The 17,127-nt window shown below is 62.3% G+C and carries 15 protein-coding genes and 1 pseudogene; 13 read left to right on the top strand and 3 right to left on the bottom strand.

What is annotated here, in order from left to right; genetic code table 11:
- The first annotated feature begins 55 nt into the window (after window positions 1–55).
- The 12 genes from IHE30_RS03090 to ppx all read left to right on the top strand — a co-directional run bounded on the left by IHE30_RS03090 (window position 56) and on the right by ppx (window position 14,076).
- Window positions 56–682, top strand: coding sequence for an RlmE family RNA methyltransferase (locus tag IHE30_RS03090; RefSeq protein WP_337688741.1), 627 nt, complete (start codon window positions 56–58; stop codon window positions 680–682).
- A gap of 216 nt (window positions 683–898) precedes the next feature.
- Window positions 899–2,791 carry an ATP-dependent zinc metalloprotease FtsH gene (gene ftsH / locus IHE30_RS03085; RefSeq protein ID WP_337688739.1) on the top strand — a complete coding sequence of 631 codons (1,893 nt, stop codon included), beginning with the start codon at window positions 899–901 and terminating at the stop codon, window positions 2,789–2,791.
- An 80-nt stretch (window positions 2,792–2,871) separates the two neighbouring features.
- Window positions 2,872–3,768: a dihydropteroate synthase gene (gene folP / locus IHE30_RS03080; protein ID WP_337688737.1), complete on the top strand. Its 897-nt coding sequence runs from the start codon at window positions 2,872–2,874 to the stop codon at window positions 3,766–3,768.
- A 90-nt stretch (window positions 3,769–3,858) separates the two neighbouring features.
- Complete coding sequence (glmM, locus tag IHE30_RS03075) at window positions 3,859–5,250, top strand: phosphoglucosamine mutase (RefSeq protein WP_337688736.1); 1,392 nt, start codon at window positions 3,859–3,861, stop codon at window positions 5,248–5,250.
- A 258-nt stretch (window positions 5,251–5,508) separates the two neighbouring features.
- Window positions 5,509–6,540 (top strand): phosphate ABC transporter substrate-binding protein PstS, encoded by a 1,032-nt coding sequence (gene pstS / locus IHE30_RS03070; protein ID WP_337688734.1) that lies wholly within the window; start codon window positions 5,509–5,511, stop codon window positions 6,538–6,540.
- Between the two features lie 119 nt (window positions 6,541–6,659).
- Complete coding sequence (gene pstC / locus IHE30_RS03065; RefSeq protein WP_337688733.1) at window positions 6,660–7,643, top strand: phosphate ABC transporter permease PstC; 984 nt, start codon at window positions 6,660–6,662, stop codon at window positions 7,641–7,643.
- Window positions 7,644–7,675: 32 nt separating this feature from the next.
- Window positions 7,676–8,545 (top strand): phosphate ABC transporter permease PstA, encoded by an 870-nt coding sequence (gene pstA / locus IHE30_RS03060; protein WP_337688988.1) that lies wholly within the window; start codon window positions 7,676–7,678, stop codon window positions 8,543–8,545.
- A 17-nt stretch (window positions 8,546–8,562) separates the two neighbouring features.
- Entirely contained in the window at window positions 8,563–9,411 is an 849-nt protein-coding gene (gene pstB / locus IHE30_RS03055; protein ID WP_337688732.1) for a phosphate ABC transporter ATP-binding protein PstB, read from the top strand.
- A 30-nt stretch (window positions 9,412–9,441) separates the two neighbouring features.
- Window positions 9,442–10,146, top strand: a complete 705-nt coding sequence (gene phoU / locus IHE30_RS03050; protein WP_337688730.1) for a phosphate signaling complex protein PhoU — start codon at window positions 9,442–9,444, stop codon at window positions 10,144–10,146.
- 53 nt (window positions 10,147–10,199) lie between these two features.
- Complete coding sequence (gene phoB, locus IHE30_RS03045; protein WP_337688728.1) at window positions 10,200–10,901, top strand: phosphate regulon transcriptional regulator PhoB; 702 nt, start codon at window positions 10,200–10,202, stop codon at window positions 10,899–10,901.
- Between the two features lie 60 nt (window positions 10,902–10,961).
- Window positions 10,962–12,275, top strand: coding sequence for a phosphate regulon sensor histidine kinase PhoR (phoR, locus tag IHE30_RS03040; RefSeq protein ID WP_337688726.1), 1,314 nt, complete (start codon window positions 10,962–10,964; stop codon window positions 12,273–12,275).
- Window positions 12,276–12,567: 292 nt separating this feature from the next.
- A complete protein-coding gene (gene ppx / locus IHE30_RS03035) occupies window positions 12,568–14,076 on the top strand; it encodes an exopolyphosphatase (protein WP_337688724.1) in 1,509 nt (502 codons plus the stop codon).
- Between the two features lie 83 nt (window positions 14,077–14,159).
- Here ppx and kynA read toward each other — a convergent pair whose 3' ends face one another.
- Window positions 14,160–15,188 (bottom strand): tryptophan 2,3-dioxygenase, encoded by a 1,029-nt coding sequence (gene kynA / locus IHE30_RS03030; RefSeq protein ID WP_337688723.1) that lies wholly within the window; start codon window positions 15,186–15,188, stop codon window positions 14,160–14,162.
- Between the two features lie 89 nt (window positions 15,189–15,277).
- Window positions 15,278–15,934: pseudogene (locus IHE30_RS03025) on the bottom strand (aminotransferase class V-fold PLP-dependent enzyme); the annotation flags it as partial.
- Window positions 15,935–16,062: 128 nt separating this feature from the next.
- On the opposite strand from IHE30_RS03025, the gene IHE30_RS03020 reads away from it, so the two are divergent.
- A complete protein-coding gene (locus tag IHE30_RS03020; protein WP_337688722.1) occupies window positions 16,063–16,551 on the top strand; it encodes an Lrp/AsnC family transcriptional regulator in 489 nt (162 codons plus the stop codon).
- 25 nt (window positions 16,552–16,576) lie between these two features.
- Here IHE30_RS03020 and IHE30_RS03015 read toward each other — a convergent pair whose 3' ends face one another.
- Complete coding sequence (locus tag IHE30_RS03015) at window positions 16,577–17,083, bottom strand: flavin reductase family protein (RefSeq protein WP_337688720.1); 507 nt, start codon at window positions 17,081–17,083, stop codon at window positions 16,577–16,579.
- Between the last annotated feature and the right edge of the window lie 44 nt (window positions 17,084–17,127).

Genomic DNA, 17,127 nt, shown 5'->3' with positions numbered 1-17,127 from the left:
CTCGGCCCACATTTAAACTGTTTTATGGCAAAAAAACCGTTTCAATCAGTCGTGGTTGCATGACCACATCAATGATCCGTACGTCAAACTCGCGCAGCGCGACGGGTATCGGGCACGCGCGGCGTACAAGCTCAAGGAAATCGACGAACAGGACAAGTTGATCCGGCCCGGGCAGGTGATTGTTGACCTGGGCGCCGCACCGGGAAGCTGGAGCCAATATGCGCGCAACAAGCTGGCGGCCAGCGCCCACCGTGCTGACGGTGGCATCGACGGCACGATCATTGCTCTAGATATGCTACCCATGGAGCCGGTCGCCGACGTGACATTCATCCAGGGTGATTTCCGCGACGATGCGGTACTGGCGCAGCTAGAGGCGGCCGTTGAAGGTCGTGCAGTAGATCTTGTCATTTCCGACATGGCCCCCAATCTGTCGGGTGTGGCGGTGGCGGATGCCGCGCGGATCGAGCACGTGTGCGATTTGGCGCTCGAATTCGCGCAGAATCACCTGACACCACAGGGTGCGCTGCTGGTCAAGTGTTTTCACGGCAGCGGCTATAGCCAGATCGTCGAGCGGTTCAAGCACCAGTTCAGGACCGTGGCGGCGCGCAAGCCGAAGGCCTCGCGCGACAAATCGTCGGAAACGTTTATTCTTGGTCGGGTGTTAAAGCATCCGCGGGCGTAAATGCAGCAATATTTGCAACAATATCGGTTCGGTAGTGCACCGTTTCGGCATGGCGCGCTGAAACAGGCGAAACATGTGGTTTTTCAAGTTTTTTGCTATCCGCCTGAGCGCCAATCGCTATGGCAGGGGGAGGCGGACTGGATTAGAATGCCTGAGGGTGGTTGGCTTTCTGGCTGAAAGTCGGATGCTGCCCTATATGAGTGAAGGAGTGGTGCGTTGAACAACAACATGTTTTCCAAGGCGGCAGTGTGGCTTGTCATTGCACTGGTGCTGTTTACGGTGTTCAAGCAGTTCGACAAGCCCCGCGTCCCGGAAGGCGTCACGTATTCGCAGTTCATGGACGACGCGAAGAACGGCAAGATCAAGAACGTCGTTGTCCAGGGCCGCAACCTCACCGTCACTCCTGCGGACGGCCAGAAATACCAGATTGTGTCGCCCGGCGACATCTGGATGGTCGGCGACTTGATGAAGTACGGTGTGCAGGTTAGCGGCAAGGCGGATGATGAACCGAACGCGCTGGTGTCCGCGCTGTACTACCTTGGTCCGACGATTCTGATCATCGGGTTCTGGTTCTACATGATGCGACAGATGCAGGGCGGCGGCAAAGGCGGCGCGTTCTCGTTCGGCAAGTCGCGCGCGCGGCTGATCGACGAAAATAACAATGCGGTAAATTTCACCGATGTCGCCGGCTGCGATGAGGCGAAGGAAGAAGTATCCGAACTGGTCGATTTCCTGCGTGATCCGCAGAAGTTTCAGAAGCTTGGTGGCCGCATTCCACGCGGTGTGCTGCTCGTCGGACCACCGGGGACCGGCAAGACGCTGCTTGCGCGTGCGATCGCCGGCGAGGCGAAGGTGCCGTTCTTCAGTATTTCGGGTTCGGACTTCGTTGAAATGTTCGTCGGCGTGGGCGCCGCCCGCGTGCGCGACATGTTCGAGCAGGCGAAGAAGCACGCGCCCTGTATCGTGTTCATCGATGAAATCGACGCGGTCGGCCGTCATCGTGGCGCTGGCATGGGCGGTGGCAACGACGAGCGCGAACAGACGCTGAACCAGATGCTGGTTGAGATGGACGGTTTCGAGGCCAATTCAGGCGTGATCGTGATTGCCGCGACCAATCGCTCCGACGTGCTCGACAAGGCATTGCTGCGTCCCGGACGCTTCGACCGTCAGGTCTACGTCGGCTTGCCGGACATCCGTGGACGCGAGCAGATCTTGAAGGTCCATCTGCGCAAAGTGCCGATTTCGAACGATGTCGATGCGTCGGTGGTGGCGCGCGGCACACCAGGCTTTTCCGGCGCGGACCTCGCGAACTTGGTGAATGAGGCGGCGCTGTTCGCCGCGCGGCGTGGCAAGCGCATCGTCGAGATGCAGGATTTCGAGGATGCCAAGGACAAGATCTTCATGGGCCCGGAGCGCAAGTCAGCCGTAATGCGCGAAGAGGAGCGTCGCAATACCGCGTATCACGAGTCGGGTCATGCGGTGGTCGCAAAGCTGCTGCCGCACGCCGATCCGGTGCACAAGGTAACGATCATGCCGCGCGGTTGGGCGCTGGGCGTCACGTGGCAGTTGCCCGAGCATGATCGCGTCAATCTGTACCGCGACAAGATGCTCGAGGAGATTGCGATCCTGTTTGGCGGCCGGGCTGCCGAGGAAGTCTTCTTGAATTCGATGTCCACTGGCGCATCCAATGACTTCGAACGGGCGACCAAGATGGCCCGCGACATGGTGACGCGATATGGCATGTCCGACGTGCTTGGGACGATGGTCTATATCGATACGGAGCAGGACGGCATGCTCGGCCGGTTGTCGTCGCGCTCGGTATCCGAGGCGACGCAACAGAAGGTTGACGCGGAGATTCGCCGCATCCTCGACGAGCAATATGGGCTCGCGCGCAAGCTGCTGGAGGATCACCGTGAAAAGGTCGAAGCGATGGTCAAGGCACTGCTCGATTGGGAAACGATCGACGCGGACCAGATCAACGACATCATGTCTGGCAATGATCCGCGTCCACCAAAGAATCTGCCTCCGCCGTCCGGCGACGCGCCGAGCGGCGGCACGGGTGGTGGCGCTGAGGTGAAGCCCGCGCCGGGCGCGGCTGCCCCCGCGTAACCGCAGCCGCTTCTCCGCCAAGGGCTGGTGCTGGTGCACCAGCCCTTTGTCATTTGTTTTCTACCGGGTATTGCTGTTCGATGTCGAGCACTCCTAGCGCAACCGGCCTGGTCGCCGGCGCGACGCTGCAATGCGGTCGCTTCAGGCTGACGCTGGCGCGGCCCCTAGTGATGGGCATTTTGAATGTGACGCCAGACTCGTTCTCCGATGGCGGACGTTTCATCGGCTACGATGCCGCGCGGGCGCGCGCTCAACAGATGATCGACGAGGGGGCGGACCTGATCGACATCGGCGGCGAATCGACGCGGCCCGGCGCACCGCCGGTCCCACTGGACGAGGAGTTGGCGCGGGTATTGCCTTTGATCGACGCGTTGCGTGATACGGGCGTGCCGATCTCGATTGATACGTACAAGCCCGAGGTGATGCGTGCCGCGCTCGACGCCGGCGCAGACTTGATCAACGATATCTGGGGCCTGCGTCAGCCCGGCGCGCTCGATGCGGTGCGTGACACGCGTTGCGGACTGTGTGTGATGCATATGCAAGGCGAGCCCGGTACGATGCAGCGCGAGCCGCAGTACCGCGATGTCGTCGCGGAGGTTCGCGACTTTCTCGACGAGCGGATCCGGTCACTGGAGAGCGCCGGGATCGCCGCAGACCGGCTTTGTGTCGATCCAGGCTTGGGTTTTGGCAAGACAGCCGAGCACAACTTCACGCTGCTGCGTGAATTGCCGCACGCCGTGCCCGCCGGCGTGCCGATCCTTGTGGGGCTGTCGCGTAAGTCGATGATCGGCGCGGCCACGGGTCGCAGCGCGCCGCAGCAACGGATAGCCGGCAGCCTTGCCGGCATGCTGGCGGCGGTTGATCGGGGCGCGGCGATTGTGCGCGTGCACGACGTCGCGCCGACGGTCGATGCATTGAAAGTTTGGCAGGCGATGCAGGCACGACCGTGGTGCGACGCCCAGTCCGGGCACGGCTAGAACGATAAACAGCAAAAGGCGACGCATGTTGCGGCGTGCGCGGCGCACGCCTGCGGACGCGTCGCACAGTACGAAAAAGAGGAGTTCAACATGAGTCGTCGTTATTTCGGCACGGACGGTATCCGCGGCAAGGTGGGCGAGCCGCCGATCACCCCGGATTTCGTGCTGCGGCTCGGTTATGCGGCGGGCAAGGTGTTGGCCGGCGCGGACACCACGGGCAGTGGGCGGCCGACCGTATTGATCGGCAAGGATACGCGGGTTTCGGGCTATATGCTCGAGGCGGCGCTGGAAGCGGGTTTCTCGGCGGCCGGCATCGACGTGATGCTGGCCGGGCCGATGCCCACGCCAGGCATCGCGTATCTGACGCGCGCGCTGCGACTGGCCGCCGGTGTCGTGATCAGCGCGTCGCACAACCCTTATTACGACAACGGTATCAAGTTCTTTTCGGGCGACGGCAACAAGCTGCCCGACGATGTCGAGCATGCGATCGAAGACCAACTCGAGCAGCCGATGACGTGTGCACCGTCCGAGTGCCTTGGCAAGGCGCGGCGCCTGGACGACGCGGCAGGACGGTATATCGAGTTCTGCAAGGGTACGTTTCCGGCCGCATTCGACCTGCGTGGACTGAAGCTTGTTGTCGATTGCGCGAATGGCGCGGCCTATCAGGTCGCGCCGCACGTGTTCCATGAATTGGGAGCCGAGGTCGTGCCGATCGGTGTTGCCCCGAACGGCTTCAATATCAATGACGGGGTGGGTGCGACCGCGCCTGACACACTGGTGACGGCCGTGCGTGCCAATCATGCCGATCTGGGTGTCGCGCTGGACGGCGACGCGGACCGGTTGCAGGTCGTCGACGCGTCCGGCCGCCTGTATAACGGCGATGAGCTGCTGTACGTGCTCGTGAAGGACCGCATCGCCACACACGGATCGGTGCCGGGCGCGGTTGGTACGCTCATGACGAACCTAGCGGTGGAGGTCGCGCTACAGCAGCTCGGCGTTGAGTTCGTGCGCGCCTCGGTAGGCGATCGCTATATCCTGGAGCAGCTGCGCGAACGAGGTTGGCAACTCGGCGCTGAAGGCTCCGGCCACATCCTGTCGCTGGACCGCCATACGACCGGCGACGGCATCGTATCGGCGCTGCTCGTGCTCGCCGCGATCAAACGTAGTGGTCAGACGCTGGCTCAACTGCTCGGCGGACTGACGTTGTTTCCGCAGACGCTGGTCAACGTGCGGATGACGCCGGGTGCCGATTGGCAAGGCAGCCCCGCGATTCGTGAAGCCGTCGTGCAGGCCGAGCGCGCATTGGGCCCGTCTGGTCGGGTGCTGATCCGCGCGTCCGGCACTGAACCCGTGCTGCGCGTGATGGTCGAGGCGCAGCGGGCCGACGAGGCAAGCGGCCACGCTCAATCGATCGCCGAAGTCGCGCGCGCGGCGACCACGGGTAGCCTGGGCGCCGGCGCGGTAAAAAGTTTCGCAGGCTGAATTGGAAGCCTGCAAGCTGAGCCGGACGTTCGCAAGCTGAACCGGAAGCCTGCAGGCTAAACCAGAGGACCGCAGCTGAACCAGCAAGCCTACAGTTGGACCAGAAGCCCGCAGGCTGGAGCGGATTCGCCGCCGCGGGCATCTTCAATCGGCAATGTGACTGTCCCGGTTTATTGACCGAATGTCACATAACTGTCACATCCTCCGCCTAAGCTTCTCGCTGTCTCGAGTCCGCTTATCCCTGGTCCTGGAGGTCTTATGAAATCGATGCACACCGCGATTGCCGGCGTTGTCGGCGCTCTGTTTGCCTGGTCTGTGCAAGCTGCCGATATCACCGGCGCGGGCAGCACGTTCGCGGCGCCAATTTATACGAAGTGGGCCGATGCCTATCGGAAGTCGGGCGGCGGCAAAGTCAACTACCAGGGTATCGGATCGTCCGGCGGCATCAAGCAGATCATCGCGAAGACGGTTGACTTCGCCGGCTCGGACGTACCGCTGAAGGATGACGCGCTCGTCAAGGATGGCCTGTTCCAATTCCCAACCGTGGTCGGCGGCGTGGTGCCGGTCATCAACGTGCCGGGTATCAAGGCCGGCGAACTGGTGCTGTCCGGCGAAGTGCTGGGCGATCTTTACCTGGGCAAGATCAAGAAGTGGGATGATCCGGCGATCGCCGCGCTCAATCCGAAGGTGAACCTGCCGGATACCGATGTCGCCGTGGTGCGTCGCGCCGACGGGTCGGGTACGAGCTTTATCTGGACGAACTACCTGTCGAAGGTGAACACCGAGTGGAAGTCAAGGGTCGGTGAAGGCACGGCGGTGAGTTGGCCGGTGGGCATCGGCGGCAAAGGCAATGACGGCGTGGCCGCGTTCGTGCAGCGCTTGCCTGGCTCGATCGGCTACGTCGAATGGGCCTATGCGAAGCAAAATCATATGACCTACACCGCGCTGAAGAACCAGACTGGCATGGTCGTCGAGCCGACGACTGAAACGTTCAAGGCCGCGGCCGCCGGCGCCGACTGGAAGCAGTCGTTCTACCAAATTCTGACGAACCAGCCGGGCAAGCAAGCCTGGCCGGTGGTCGGCGCGACGTTCGTGCTGCTGCATACCGCGCAGGACAAGCCCGCGCAAGGCAAGGAGACGCTCAAGTTCTTTGACTGGGCATTCAAGAGCGGTATGCAGGCCGCGCACGAACTGGACTACATTTCGCTGCCGGAATCGGTCGTTAGTGAAATTCGCACGCAGTGGAAGTCGAAGGTGAAGGACGGCGCGGGCAAGGCGCTTGCCGAGTAACCGGTATCCCGTGTCGGCGCGGCGGGCGCAACCGCTTCGCGCCGCGCCGGCGCGTGGTGCTTTGACGACAACCGGCTACGCGCGCGAGCGTTGCGCCGCGTGGCCTGTGAAGAGGCATCATGGCCGACATTCAAACTGCATCCGGCTCGGGCGGCAACCGTGCGATGAAAGCGCCGGGCCGCACAGGCGACCTCGTCTTCGGCGCGCTGGCGCGGCTTGCTGCGATCGTAACCTTGCTGATGCTAGGCGGGATCCTCATCTCGCTGATCATCTCGTCTTTGCCCACCCTCCAAAAGTTCGGCTTTTCGTTCCTGTGGCGCTCCGATTGGGATCCACCCTCCGATCAATTCGGTGCGCTGGTGCCGATCTACGGCACGATCGCCACATCGCTGCTCGCCTTAATTATCGCGGTACCGGTCAGCTTCGGCATTGCGTTGTTCCTGACCGAACTCTCTCCTGCCTGGCTACGGCGCCCGTTGGGCATCGCGATCGAGCTGCTGGCCGCGATTCCGTCCATCGTCTACGGCATGTGGGGCCTGTTGGTATTCGTGCCGATCTTCGCGAGCGGGTTCCAGAAACCATTACAGACCGTGCTCGGCTCGATGCCGCTGGTCGGCGCGCTGGTGGCCGGCCCGTCGGTGGGCATCGGCATCCTGGCTGCCGGCGTCATCCTCGCAATCATGACCATCCCGTATATCGCCGCGGTCATGCGCGACGTGTTCGCAGTGACTCCGGTCCTGCTGAAGGAGTCCGCGTACGGCATGGGCTGTACGACCTGGGAGGTCATGTGGAAAATCGTGCTGCCGTTCACGAAGACCGGTGTAATTGGCGGCATTATGCTTGGCTTGGGCCGTGCGCTCGGCGAGACTATGGCGGTCACGTTCGTGATCGGCAACACCAATTTGCTGTCCGGTGCTTCATTGTTCGCCCCAGGCAACAGCATCACGTCGGCGTTAGCGAATGAATTCGCCGAGGCCCAGCCCGGGCTGCATACGGCAGCATTAATGGAGCTGGGCCTCATCCTTTTCCTAATTACCTTCATCGTGCTCGCCTTGTCGAAGGTGATGCTGTTGCGTCTGGAAAAAGGGGAGGGCGCACGATGAGTCGTCCCGTCTATTCTCGCGCGCCGGATCGCATGTCGCCGGGTAGCGCGGACGCCGATGATGCGACGCGTATCCGGTTGCAGGCACAACGCCACCGCACCAACGCGATCGCGTTGACCCTGTCGTTGCTGGCCATGGCTTTTGGCCTGGTGTGGTTAGCGTGGATCTTGTTCACGACGCTGCGCCTGGGCGTCGATGGACTGTCGCTGACGCTGTTTACCGAATCGACGCCGCCACCGAACACGGACGGCGGCGGGCTGGCCAACGCGATCGTCGGCAGCCTTGAGTTGGTGACGTTGGCCACGCTGCTCGGTACGCCGATCGGCATTCTGGCCGGCGTCTATCTGGCCGAGTACGGTCAATCCAGCCTGCTGGCCAGCACGATGCGGTTCATCAACGACATCCTGTTGTCCGCACCGTCCATTGTCGTTGGCCTGTTCGTCTACGCGCTGGTGGTGACTCGCATGGGGCATTTCAGTGGCTGGGCCGGCGTGGTGGCGCTTGCGCTGTTGCAGATCCCGATCGTGATTCGCACCACAGAGAATATGCTGAAGCTGGTGCCCAATGCGCTGCGCGAGGCGGCATTCGCACTCGGCACGCCGAAGTGGAAAATGGTGACATCGATCACGTTGAAGGCGTCGGTGGCGGGCATCACGACGGGCGTGCTGCTGGCGGTCGCGCGTATCGCCGGCGAAACCGTCCCCCTGTTGTTCACCGCGCTATCGAATCAGTTCTTCAGCCTGGACCTGAATCAGCCGATCGCGAATCTGCCCTATACGATCTTCAAGTTCGCGATGAGTCCGTTCCCGCAGTGGCAATCGCTTGCGTGGGCAGGCGTGTTTCTGATTACGCTGGGTGTGCTGGGCCTGAACATTTTGGCCCGCGCGTTGTTTTCGAAGTAAGCGACGGAAGACTATCCATGAACATGGCTGAGCGTCACCTCGACTCTTCACGTACCGGCGACAGCGCGCCGACTCTACTCGATCCGGCCAAAAGCGGCGCCCGCGCGCTGGCGCCGCCGAAGATCGAGGTGAAAAACCTGGACTTCTTCTACGGTAAGTACCATGCGTTGAAGCACATCAATCTGCGCATTCCCGAGAAGCAGGTCACCGCATTCATCGGACCGTCCGGTTGCGGCAAATCCACGCTGCTGCGCACGTTCAACAAGATGTTCGCGCTGTATCCGGAGCAACGCGCCGAGGGCGAGATCCTGATGGACGGTGAGAACCTGCTCGCAACCACCCGCGACATCTCGTTGCTGCGCGCGCGGGTCGGCATGGTGTTCCAGAAGCCGACGCCGTTTCCGATGTCGATCTACGACAACATCGCGTTTGGCGTGCGGATGTTTGAGACCTTGTCGCGCTCGGAAATGGATGACCGCGTCGAATGGGCCCTGACCAAGGCTGCGCTGTGGACCGAAGTGAAGGACAAGCTGCAGCAAAGCGGCTATGGGTTGTCCGGCGGCCAGCAGCAGCGGCTGTGCATCGCGCGCGGCATTGCGATCCGTCCCGAAGTGCTGCTGCTGGACGAGCCGTGCTCGGCGCTCGATCCGATCTCGACCGGCCGCATCGAGGAGCTGATCGCCGAGTTGAAGGACGACTATACGGTGGTCATCGTTACACACAACATGCAGCAGGCGGCGCGCTGTTCGGACTACACTGCGTATATGTACCTGGGCGAGCTTATCGAGTTCGGGGACACCGAGAAGATTTTCATCAAGCCGGCGCGCAAGGAAACAGAAGACTACATTACGGGTCGCTTCGGTTAATCGAGCCGACTGCCAAGACGGGAGAGCATCATGTCCGACAAGCATTTGTCCAGTCAGTTCGACGCGGACCTGAATCAGGTTTCGTCCAGGGTCCTCGAGATGGGAGGGCTGGTGGAGTCGCAGATCATCAAGGCGATGCAGGCGTTGAACCATTTTGACGCCGAGGTGGCCGACCAAGTGATCGCCGACGAGGCGCGGCTTAACTCGATGGAAGTCGAGATCGACGAGGCGTGCAGTAATATCATCGCGCGGCGCCAACCCGCGGCGCGCGACCTGCGGCTGCTGATGGCCATCTCGAAGACGATCACGAACCTAGAGCGCGCTGGCGACGAGGCCGAGAAGATCGCCAAGCGCGTGAAGCGAATCATGCAGGAGGGTAACGCGCGCACGGTGAACATCGCGGAAATCCGGCTAGCCGGCGACATGGCGACGTCGATCCTGCGTCGCGCGCTGGACGCGTTGGCCCGGCTGGACACGGTCGCCGCCGCACAGATTATGCGCGATGACAAGGCGATCGACGAAGAATTTGGGACGTTCGTGCGTAAGCTCGTGACCTACATGATGGAAGACGCGCGCACGATCTCGGTCGGGCTGGATCTGTTGTTTGTCGCGAAGGCGATTGAGCGCATCGGTGATCACGCGAAGAACATTGCTGAATTCATCATCTACATCGTCAAGGGCACGGACGTGCGGCATGTGCCGCGCGACCAGCTCGAGCGTGAGGCGCTGTCGTAGGACGGCGCTGCTTCGTTTAACTGTACGACTCTAGAAAGGCGAAAGAGGTGCCGATGCCCAGCAGCATTCTCGTGATCGAGGACGAGCCCGCGATTTCCGAGTTGATTGCGGTGAACCTGCAGCACGCGGGACACTGTCCGATTCGCGCGTACAACGCCGAGCAGGCGCGGAGCCTGATCAGCGATGTCTTGCCGGACCTGGTGTTGCTTGATTGGATGCTGCCCGGCAAGTCGGGCATCGTATTCGCACGCGAGTTGCGCAGCAACGAGCGCACCAAGCACATCCCGATCATTATGCTGACCGCGCGGGGCGAGGAGCAGGACAAGGTGCTCGGGTTGGAGATCGGCGCCGATGACTACGTGACCAAGCCGTTTTCGCCCAAGGAGTTGATGGCGCGTATTAAGGCGGTGCTGCGACGCCGTGCGCCGCAGCTCACCGAGGATAGCGTGTCGATCAACGGCCTGCGCCTGGACCCGGCGACGCATCGCGTCGCGGCGAGCCACAACGGCGAGCAAACCCAACTCGACCTTGGGCCGACCGAGTTCCGCTTGCTGCATTTCTTCATGACGCATCCGGAACGCGTGCACAGCCGCACGCAACTGCTCGACCAGGTATGGGGCGACCACGTGTTCGTCGAAGAGCGCACGGTGGATGTGCACATCAAGCGGCTGCGTGCCGCGCTCAAGCCGGCCGGCTGCGATGCTATGATTGAGACAGTGCGCGGTAGCGGCTACCGGTTGGCCAAGACAGCCTAACGCTGGCGCCGTCGGCGCCCGTATTGTCGTCGATTGTCCCGCGGCACCTTTCGCTCCGATATGAATATCATTTGGGCGCGTGCGCTCGTGTCGCTAGTCTTGCTGGGCTGTGTCGCCACGGCAATCGCCTTTGCGGTCAATGTGGATGCGGCGCTGTCGTTTGCGTTGCTCACGCTGCTCGCGCAGTCGCTTCTCAACACCTACCATACGCAGCGCCTGTGGCGGCTGCTCGATGCACCAGTCTACGGGGAAGTGCCGAGCGCGCCCGGGTTGTGGGGCGAGATCTACTACCGCTTGCATCGGCTCGCCAAGCGGTGGCACGCGCAGGTGCGGCAGGTGGAACAGCAGCATACGCGGTTTATCCAGGGCATTCAGGCCTCCCCCAACGGCGTGATGATGCTCGACGACCACAACCGGATCGAGTGGTGCAATGCCATCGGTGAGCAGCACTTCGGACTTGACGTGAAACGCGATTTGCGCCAGCACGTCACCCACCTGGTGCGCCAGCCCGATTTCGTGCGCTACTTGAACAGCCATCAGTACGATGAGGCGCTGACGATGCGCGGCATGGGCGCAAGCCGACAGCATATCCTGTCGGTGCAGGTTTTTCCGTATGGTGACAACCGCAAGCTGATCCTCACTCAGGATATTACTGAGTTGGAGCGCACCGATGCGATGCGGCGCGATTTCGTCGCCAACGTGTCGCATGAGCTGAAGACGCCGTTGACCGTGCTGTCCGGCTTTCTCGAGACAATGCGTGAACTGCCGATTGCGGAATTAGACCGACGCCGATACCTGGATATGATGGCGCAGCAGGCGGCAAGGATGCAGACGATCGTCAATGACCTGCTGGTGCTCGCCAGCCTGGAGGGCGACGCCAAGCCACCGGCCGAACAGCCAATCGACATGCGCGCGGTGCTGCAGCATCTGCGTAACGAAGCGTCGGGATTGTCCGGCGGGCGACACCATATCCGGTTCGAAGCCGACGACGCGCTTAACGTGGTGGGGGCGGAAAGCGAAATTCTCAGTGCGCTCGGCAACCTGGTCAGCAATGCGGTCCACTATACTCCGGACGGTGGGTCAATCCAGGTGACGTGGCGGGCCGAGCGTGACGGTGCTGTGTTCAGCGTCGTCGATACGGGGCTGGGCATTCCGGCCGAGCATATCCCGCGGCTGACCGAGCGTTTCTATCGCGTCGAGCGCAGCCGCTCGCGCGATACGGGTGGTACCGGGCTCGGGCTGGCGATTGTCAAGCACGTGCTGCAGCGCCACGATGCTGGTTTATACATTGCCAGCGAGGAGGGCAAGGGCAGCACGTTCTCAGTCCGTTTCCCGCCGTCGCGGGTCACGCACGGGCGCAGTGGGGCGATCTGACATACGCGGATGCCAAAGGCGTTTCATCCGCTGCGTTCGCGTGTGGGCACCGACGAGGCTTCACAAGCCGTATTCGAGTGTTGGCACCAACGGGGCTTCACAAGCCGCATTCAAGTGCCGGCACTAACAGGGTTTCGCAACTCGCGTTCAAGCGTCGGCAAGCGGGGCTCAGGCACTTGCAAAAACTATCACAGTATGATGACAAGTTATGACGCGCTGTAGCCAGAACGGCACTGTCACAAATCCTACCCGTTATTCTGGTATGGTCGGCAATCCGACCCGCCATTGACTCATGTACAAGACTCCGCACCTGCTCGCTGCCGTTGACCTAGGCTCCAACAGCTTTCGACTCATCGTCGGACGCGTGGAGGAAACTTCCGCCGGCACGCAGATTTACCCAGTGGACGCGTTGCGCGAGCCCGTGCGGCTCGCTGCTGGCCTCACGCGTGACAAATTCCTCGACCGACCAGCGCAGTTACGCGGCTGGGACGCGCTCAAGCGCTTCGGCGAGCGGCTGCGCGATTTTCATCCGGACTACGTGCGGGCGGTGGCCACCAACACGTTGCGGGTCGCGAAGAACGCCGGCGAGTTCCTTGGCGAGGCCGAGCGCGCACTGGGCTTTCCGATTGAGGTCATCGCCGGGCGCGAGGAAGCACGCCTAATTTATGCGGGTGCCGCGCATGCGATGCCGGCGAGCAACGGCAAGCGGCTGGTGTTCGATATCGGTGGAGGTTCAACCGAGTTTATCATCGGCGAGGAATATGATCCGCTGATGATGGAGAGCCTGTACATCGGTTGCGTGACGCACAGTCGGCAGTTCTTCCCGAGCGGTCATGTCAACGACTACACGATGCGTCAGGCGGAGCTGGCCGCCAAACGCGAGATCCAAGTCATCTCCAATCTGTACAAGCGGGCCGGCTGGGACCAGGCGGTCGGCTCGTCCGGCACCGCGCGGGCAATTGCGGACCTGGTCGAGGCCAATCAATTCAACGACGCCGGCGTGACGCACGGCATCACGCGTGGCGGATTGGAGCGCCTGAAGCGCGCGCTGATCAAGGCGGAAAACCTGAGCCGGCTCAAGCTGGCCGCCCTCAAGGCCGACCGTGTGCCGGTGCTGGCCGGTGGCTTGTCGATCATGCTGGCGGTGTTCGAGGAATTGGGCATCACCTATGTGGACACGACCGATGGCGCGTTGCGGCTGGGTGTACTGTACGACCTGCTGGCCCGCTCACAGCACCAGGACACACGTGCAGTGACGGTGGAAGGCTTCTCGCAGCGCTATGGCGTCGATCGCGCGCAAGCCGAGCGCATCGCCGCGCTGGCGACCGGTTTTTACAATCAACTGAATGAAACTGATCCGCGGCGGCGCACGGAGGGAGCGCTGCTGCTCGGCTGGGCCGCGATGCTGCATGAAATCGGCTTGTCAATCTCGCACAGTGCCTATCATAAGCATTCGGCGTACATCACAAGCCATGCCGACATGCCCGGATTCTCGCGCACTGACCAGGCACGGCTGGCGGCGCTCGTGCTTGGCCACGCCGGCAAGCTGGGCAAGCTTACGCAGACGCGAGACCTGGACTGGCGCCTGTTGTTCTGCTTGCGGCTGGCCGTGCTGCTGTGCCGTCGCCGGATTGACGTGGCGACCCCGATGCTGGCCGTGCGCGAGCATGATGGCGGCTTCGAGGTGCGCTTGCCGCGCAGCTGGGTTGACGACAACCCGCTGACCGAGTACAGCCTGGTCCAGGAGGCAGCTGAGTGGGGAAAAATCGGCCGGCACTATCGGGTCGTCTACGTGGATTGACGCGCGCGGTCAGCAAAACGCCTGGATGCTCGTTTGCGCACGTCCGAGGATCAGGGCATGGAGGTCGTGCGTGCCTCGAGACGTTACAGCAGCGTGCGCACCCGCCACAATTCCGGGAACAGCACGACGTCGAGCATCTTTCGCAGATACGGTACGCCGGCCGTGCCGCCGGTACCCTGCTTGAAGCCGATGATGCGTTCCACCGTGGTCACGTGTCGAAAACGCCACTGCCGGAAGGCATCCTCGAGGTCAACCAGTTCCTCCGCCATTTCATAGCATGCCCAGTGCTCAGGTGGGTTGCGGTAGATCTCCAGCCATGCCGCCTCGACGCTGGCGTCATACTTGGTGGGCAATGTCCAATCGCGCTCCAGCCGCGCCGGAGCGATCGCAAGGCCGCGTCGTGACAGCATCCGGATCACCTCGTCGTACAGCGACGGCGCCTCGAGCGCGGCTTGCAGCTGAGCATGAATAGCCGGCTGGTGGGCATGCGGCTGAAGCATTCGTCGGTTCTTATTGCCGAGCAGGAATTCGAGTTCGCGGTATTGATACGACTGGAAGCCGGACGAGGCGCCTAGGGACGGCCGCATCGCGGTGTATTCGGACGGCGTCATCGTTGCCAGCACGTTCCACGCTTGTACCAGTTGCTCGAGCACGCGCGAGACGCGCGCCAGCATTTTGAGGGCGGGCGGCAGCGCGGCGCGTTGCACCGCCGCCAGCGCCGCGCGTAGTTCGACCAGCGCCAGCTTCATCCATAGCTCGCTGGTCTGGTGCTGGATGATGAACAGCATCTCGTTGTGGTCGGGCGAGCGGGGATGCTGCGCGTTGAGCACGGTCTGTAGCGACAGGTAATCGCCATAGCTCATCGACTCGGAGAAATCGAGTTGCGCGTCATGCCAGCGGGTGGCCGGGCAGCCGCTTGTTGCGACAGGCGCCGCGCCGGCCGACGCTGCGCCGGCCGTTGCCGCGTCAGCCGTCGTTGCGCGGGCCGTCGCCGCGCCCGCCCGCGCCGTGCCTGCCTGCGCCGTGCCTGCTCTCGGGACCGTCCCCGAGGCCGTTCCGTGGCCCAACGGGCAGTTGCCGCATGGCGCTGTTGTTTCTGCTCGCGAATGCATTGCTGTCTCCGTGCAAGTCAGTCAGGTTACCGATCCGCGCGCGGTCAAGTGCGGTGCGCGCCATGCGTTTGTGGCCAGGGTCTCATGCAGGCGCGATGTCCCCACCAGCCCGATAACGGCTGCGAGAAAGCGTCCTGATGCTGCCGGGCGACCCACAGGAAGGCGGGCGCCCCCGGGCCACCGTTTAGGTATTGATACGTGCAGCCGACTGCATAGTCGGCCGCCGCGCCGTTCAACTCGACCGGCACGGCGCCGGCCGAATGCGCCAGGTCCCATACCGCGAGCGCGCCATTGTCATGGATCAGTTGGGTCAACGCAGCCATCTCGTGCATGTAGCAGGTCCGATAGTTAACGTGGGTGAGCATCACCACCGCGGTGTCCGGCCCGATCGCCCCCGGCAGCGCTGCTGGAGCATTGACCAGTTTCAGCGTATAGCCGCGGTCAAGTTGCTCGATTAGGCCCTGCGCGATGTATAGGTCGGTGGGAAAATTGGCGCGCTCGGACACGATTGTGCGACGCGACGGGTCACGCGCGTCCTGCGCCTGCAATGCTGCCGACAGCAACTTAAACAGATTGATCGAAATCGTGTCGGTGACCACCACTTCGCCGTTGCCGCCGCCAATCAGCTTGGCCAGTTCGTCGCCGAGCCGCCTTGGCAGCGCAAACCAGACGGCGCTGTTCCAACTCCGGATCAGCCCGCGCCCCCATTCTTCACGAATAACCTGCTGCGCACGGCCGGGCGCGGCAGAGAGGAGCAGACCGGGTATATACCTGAATGATAGACGGGGGTGCGCCGAAAATGCTTGTGATTTGGCGTGCGGTGCCGAATCGAAATCGCATAAAATTCTTTGATGAAGGCGGCCAGGAGAATTTTATGCAGGCGATTTCACTTGATGCAATCGATTGTCGGATCCTGGCACTGCTGCAGGAGGACGGCCGCGCCAGTAATCTCAAAGTGGCGGAGCGGATTGCGCTGTCGCCGTCCGCTTGTCTCAGGCGGATGCGGTTGCTCGAAGAGCAGGGTGTGATCGAGCGGTATCGTGCGTCGTTGTCCCGCGAGAAGCTGGGTTTCGAGCTGGAGGCCTTCGTGCAGGTATCGATGCGTAACGACCAGCCAAACTGGCATGAGAAGTTCGCCGCCGCATTGCGCGATTGGCCTGAAGTGGTCGGCGCATTCGTCGTGACCGGGGAAAGCCACTACATGTTGCGCGTGCTGTCGCACAACCTGAAGCACTTTTCGGATTTCATCATCAGTCGGTTGTACAAGGCGCCGGGCGTCATGGATATTCGTTCAAACATCGTGCTGCAGACGTTGAAGGACGGCACGGGTGTCCCGATTGAATTGCTGCCTTGTGCGCGTTGAATCGCGCGCGTTGAACCTGCGGGATTCAGCCGAGCGGATCGACGGTATGAAAGCCGCCGCGATGGAATACCAGCGGTTCGCGCGCATCGCCGGCGACGCCGCAGCGCTCGACCTCGCCGACGAAGATCACGTGATCGCCCTCGTCGTAGCGGCTGCGATTGTGGCATTCGAACCACGCGAGGGCGCCATCCAGAATGGGCATGCCGGTGTCGCCGGCCGCGTGCGCTACGCCGGCAAACCGGTCGCCTTTCAGGGTCGCGAAGCGGTGGCACAGCGCGAGCTGCGACGCGGCGAGCACATTGACGACATAATGTGTATTGGCTTCAAACACTGTCATCGAGCTTGCCCGTTTCGCCAGGCTCCACAGCACGAGCGGCGGCGCCAGCGAAACGGAATTGAACGAACTGGCGGTGATGCCGATCAATTGTCCCGATTCGGCGCGCGTCGTGATGATGGTCACGCCGGTGGCGAATTCGCCTAGTGCGAGCCGGAACGCGGCAGTATCGAAGTTGGGGTAGGCGGCGGACGTCATGGGTGAGTGCGAGCAGCGGCGCGCCGGGGCGCACACGCGAGGGC

The sequence above is a fragment of the Mycetohabitans sp. B46 genome (assembly GCF_037389205.1).
In the GTDB taxonomy this organism is placed as follows: Bacteria; Pseudomonadota; Gammaproteobacteria; order Burkholderiales; family Burkholderiaceae; genus Mycetohabitans.
The sequence above is the reverse complement of the archived record's forward strand: the minus strand, read 5'-3'. Positions and strand labels throughout refer to the sequence as shown.

Bases quoted from the DNA above. Each gene is read 5' to 3' on its own strand.
- phoB (WP_337688728.1), top strand. From the start codon at position 10,200: ATGCCCAGCAGCATTCTCGTGATCGAGGACGAGCCCGCGATTTCCGAG.
- kynA (WP_337688723.1), bottom strand. From the start codon at position 15,188: ATGCATTCGCGAGCAGAAACAACAGCGCCATGCGGCAACTGCCCGTTG.
- ppx (WP_337688724.1), top strand. From the start codon at position 12,568: ATGTACAAGACTCCGCACCTGCTCGCTGCCGTTGACCTAGGCTCCAAC.
- pstC (WP_337688733.1), top strand. From the start codon at position 6,660: ATGGCCGACATTCAAACTGCATCCGGCTCGGGCGGCAACCGTGCGATG.
- glmM (WP_337688736.1), top strand. From the start codon at position 3,859: ATGAGTCGTCGTTATTTCGGCACGGACGGTATCCGCGGCAAGGTGGGC.
- phoR (WP_337688726.1), top strand. From the start codon at position 10,962: ATGAATATCATTTGGGCGCGTGCGCTCGTGTCGCTAGTCTTGCTGGGC.
- pstB (WP_337688732.1), top strand. From the start codon at position 8,563: ATGAACATGGCTGAGCGTCACCTCGACTCTTCACGTACCGGCGACAGC.
- IHE30_RS03020 (WP_337688722.1), top strand. From the start codon at position 16,063: ATGCAGGCGATTTCACTTGATGCAATCGATTGTCGGATCCTGGCACTG.
- pstA (WP_337688988.1), top strand. From the start codon at position 7,676: ATGTCGCCGGGTAGCGCGGACGCCGATGATGCGACGCGTATCCGGTTG.
- pstS (WP_337688734.1), top strand. From the start codon at position 5,509: ATGAAATCGATGCACACCGCGATTGCCGGCGTTGTCGGCGCTCTGTTT.
- folP (WP_337688737.1), top strand. From the start codon at position 2,872: ATGTCGAGCACTCCTAGCGCAACCGGCCTGGTCGCCGGCGCGACGCTG.
- phoU (WP_337688730.1), top strand. From the start codon at position 9,442: ATGTCCGACAAGCATTTGTCCAGTCAGTTCGACGCGGACCTGAATCAG.
- IHE30_RS03015 (WP_337688720.1), bottom strand. From the start codon at position 17,083: ATGACGTCCGCCGCCTACCCCAACTTCGATACTGCCGCGTTCCGGCTC.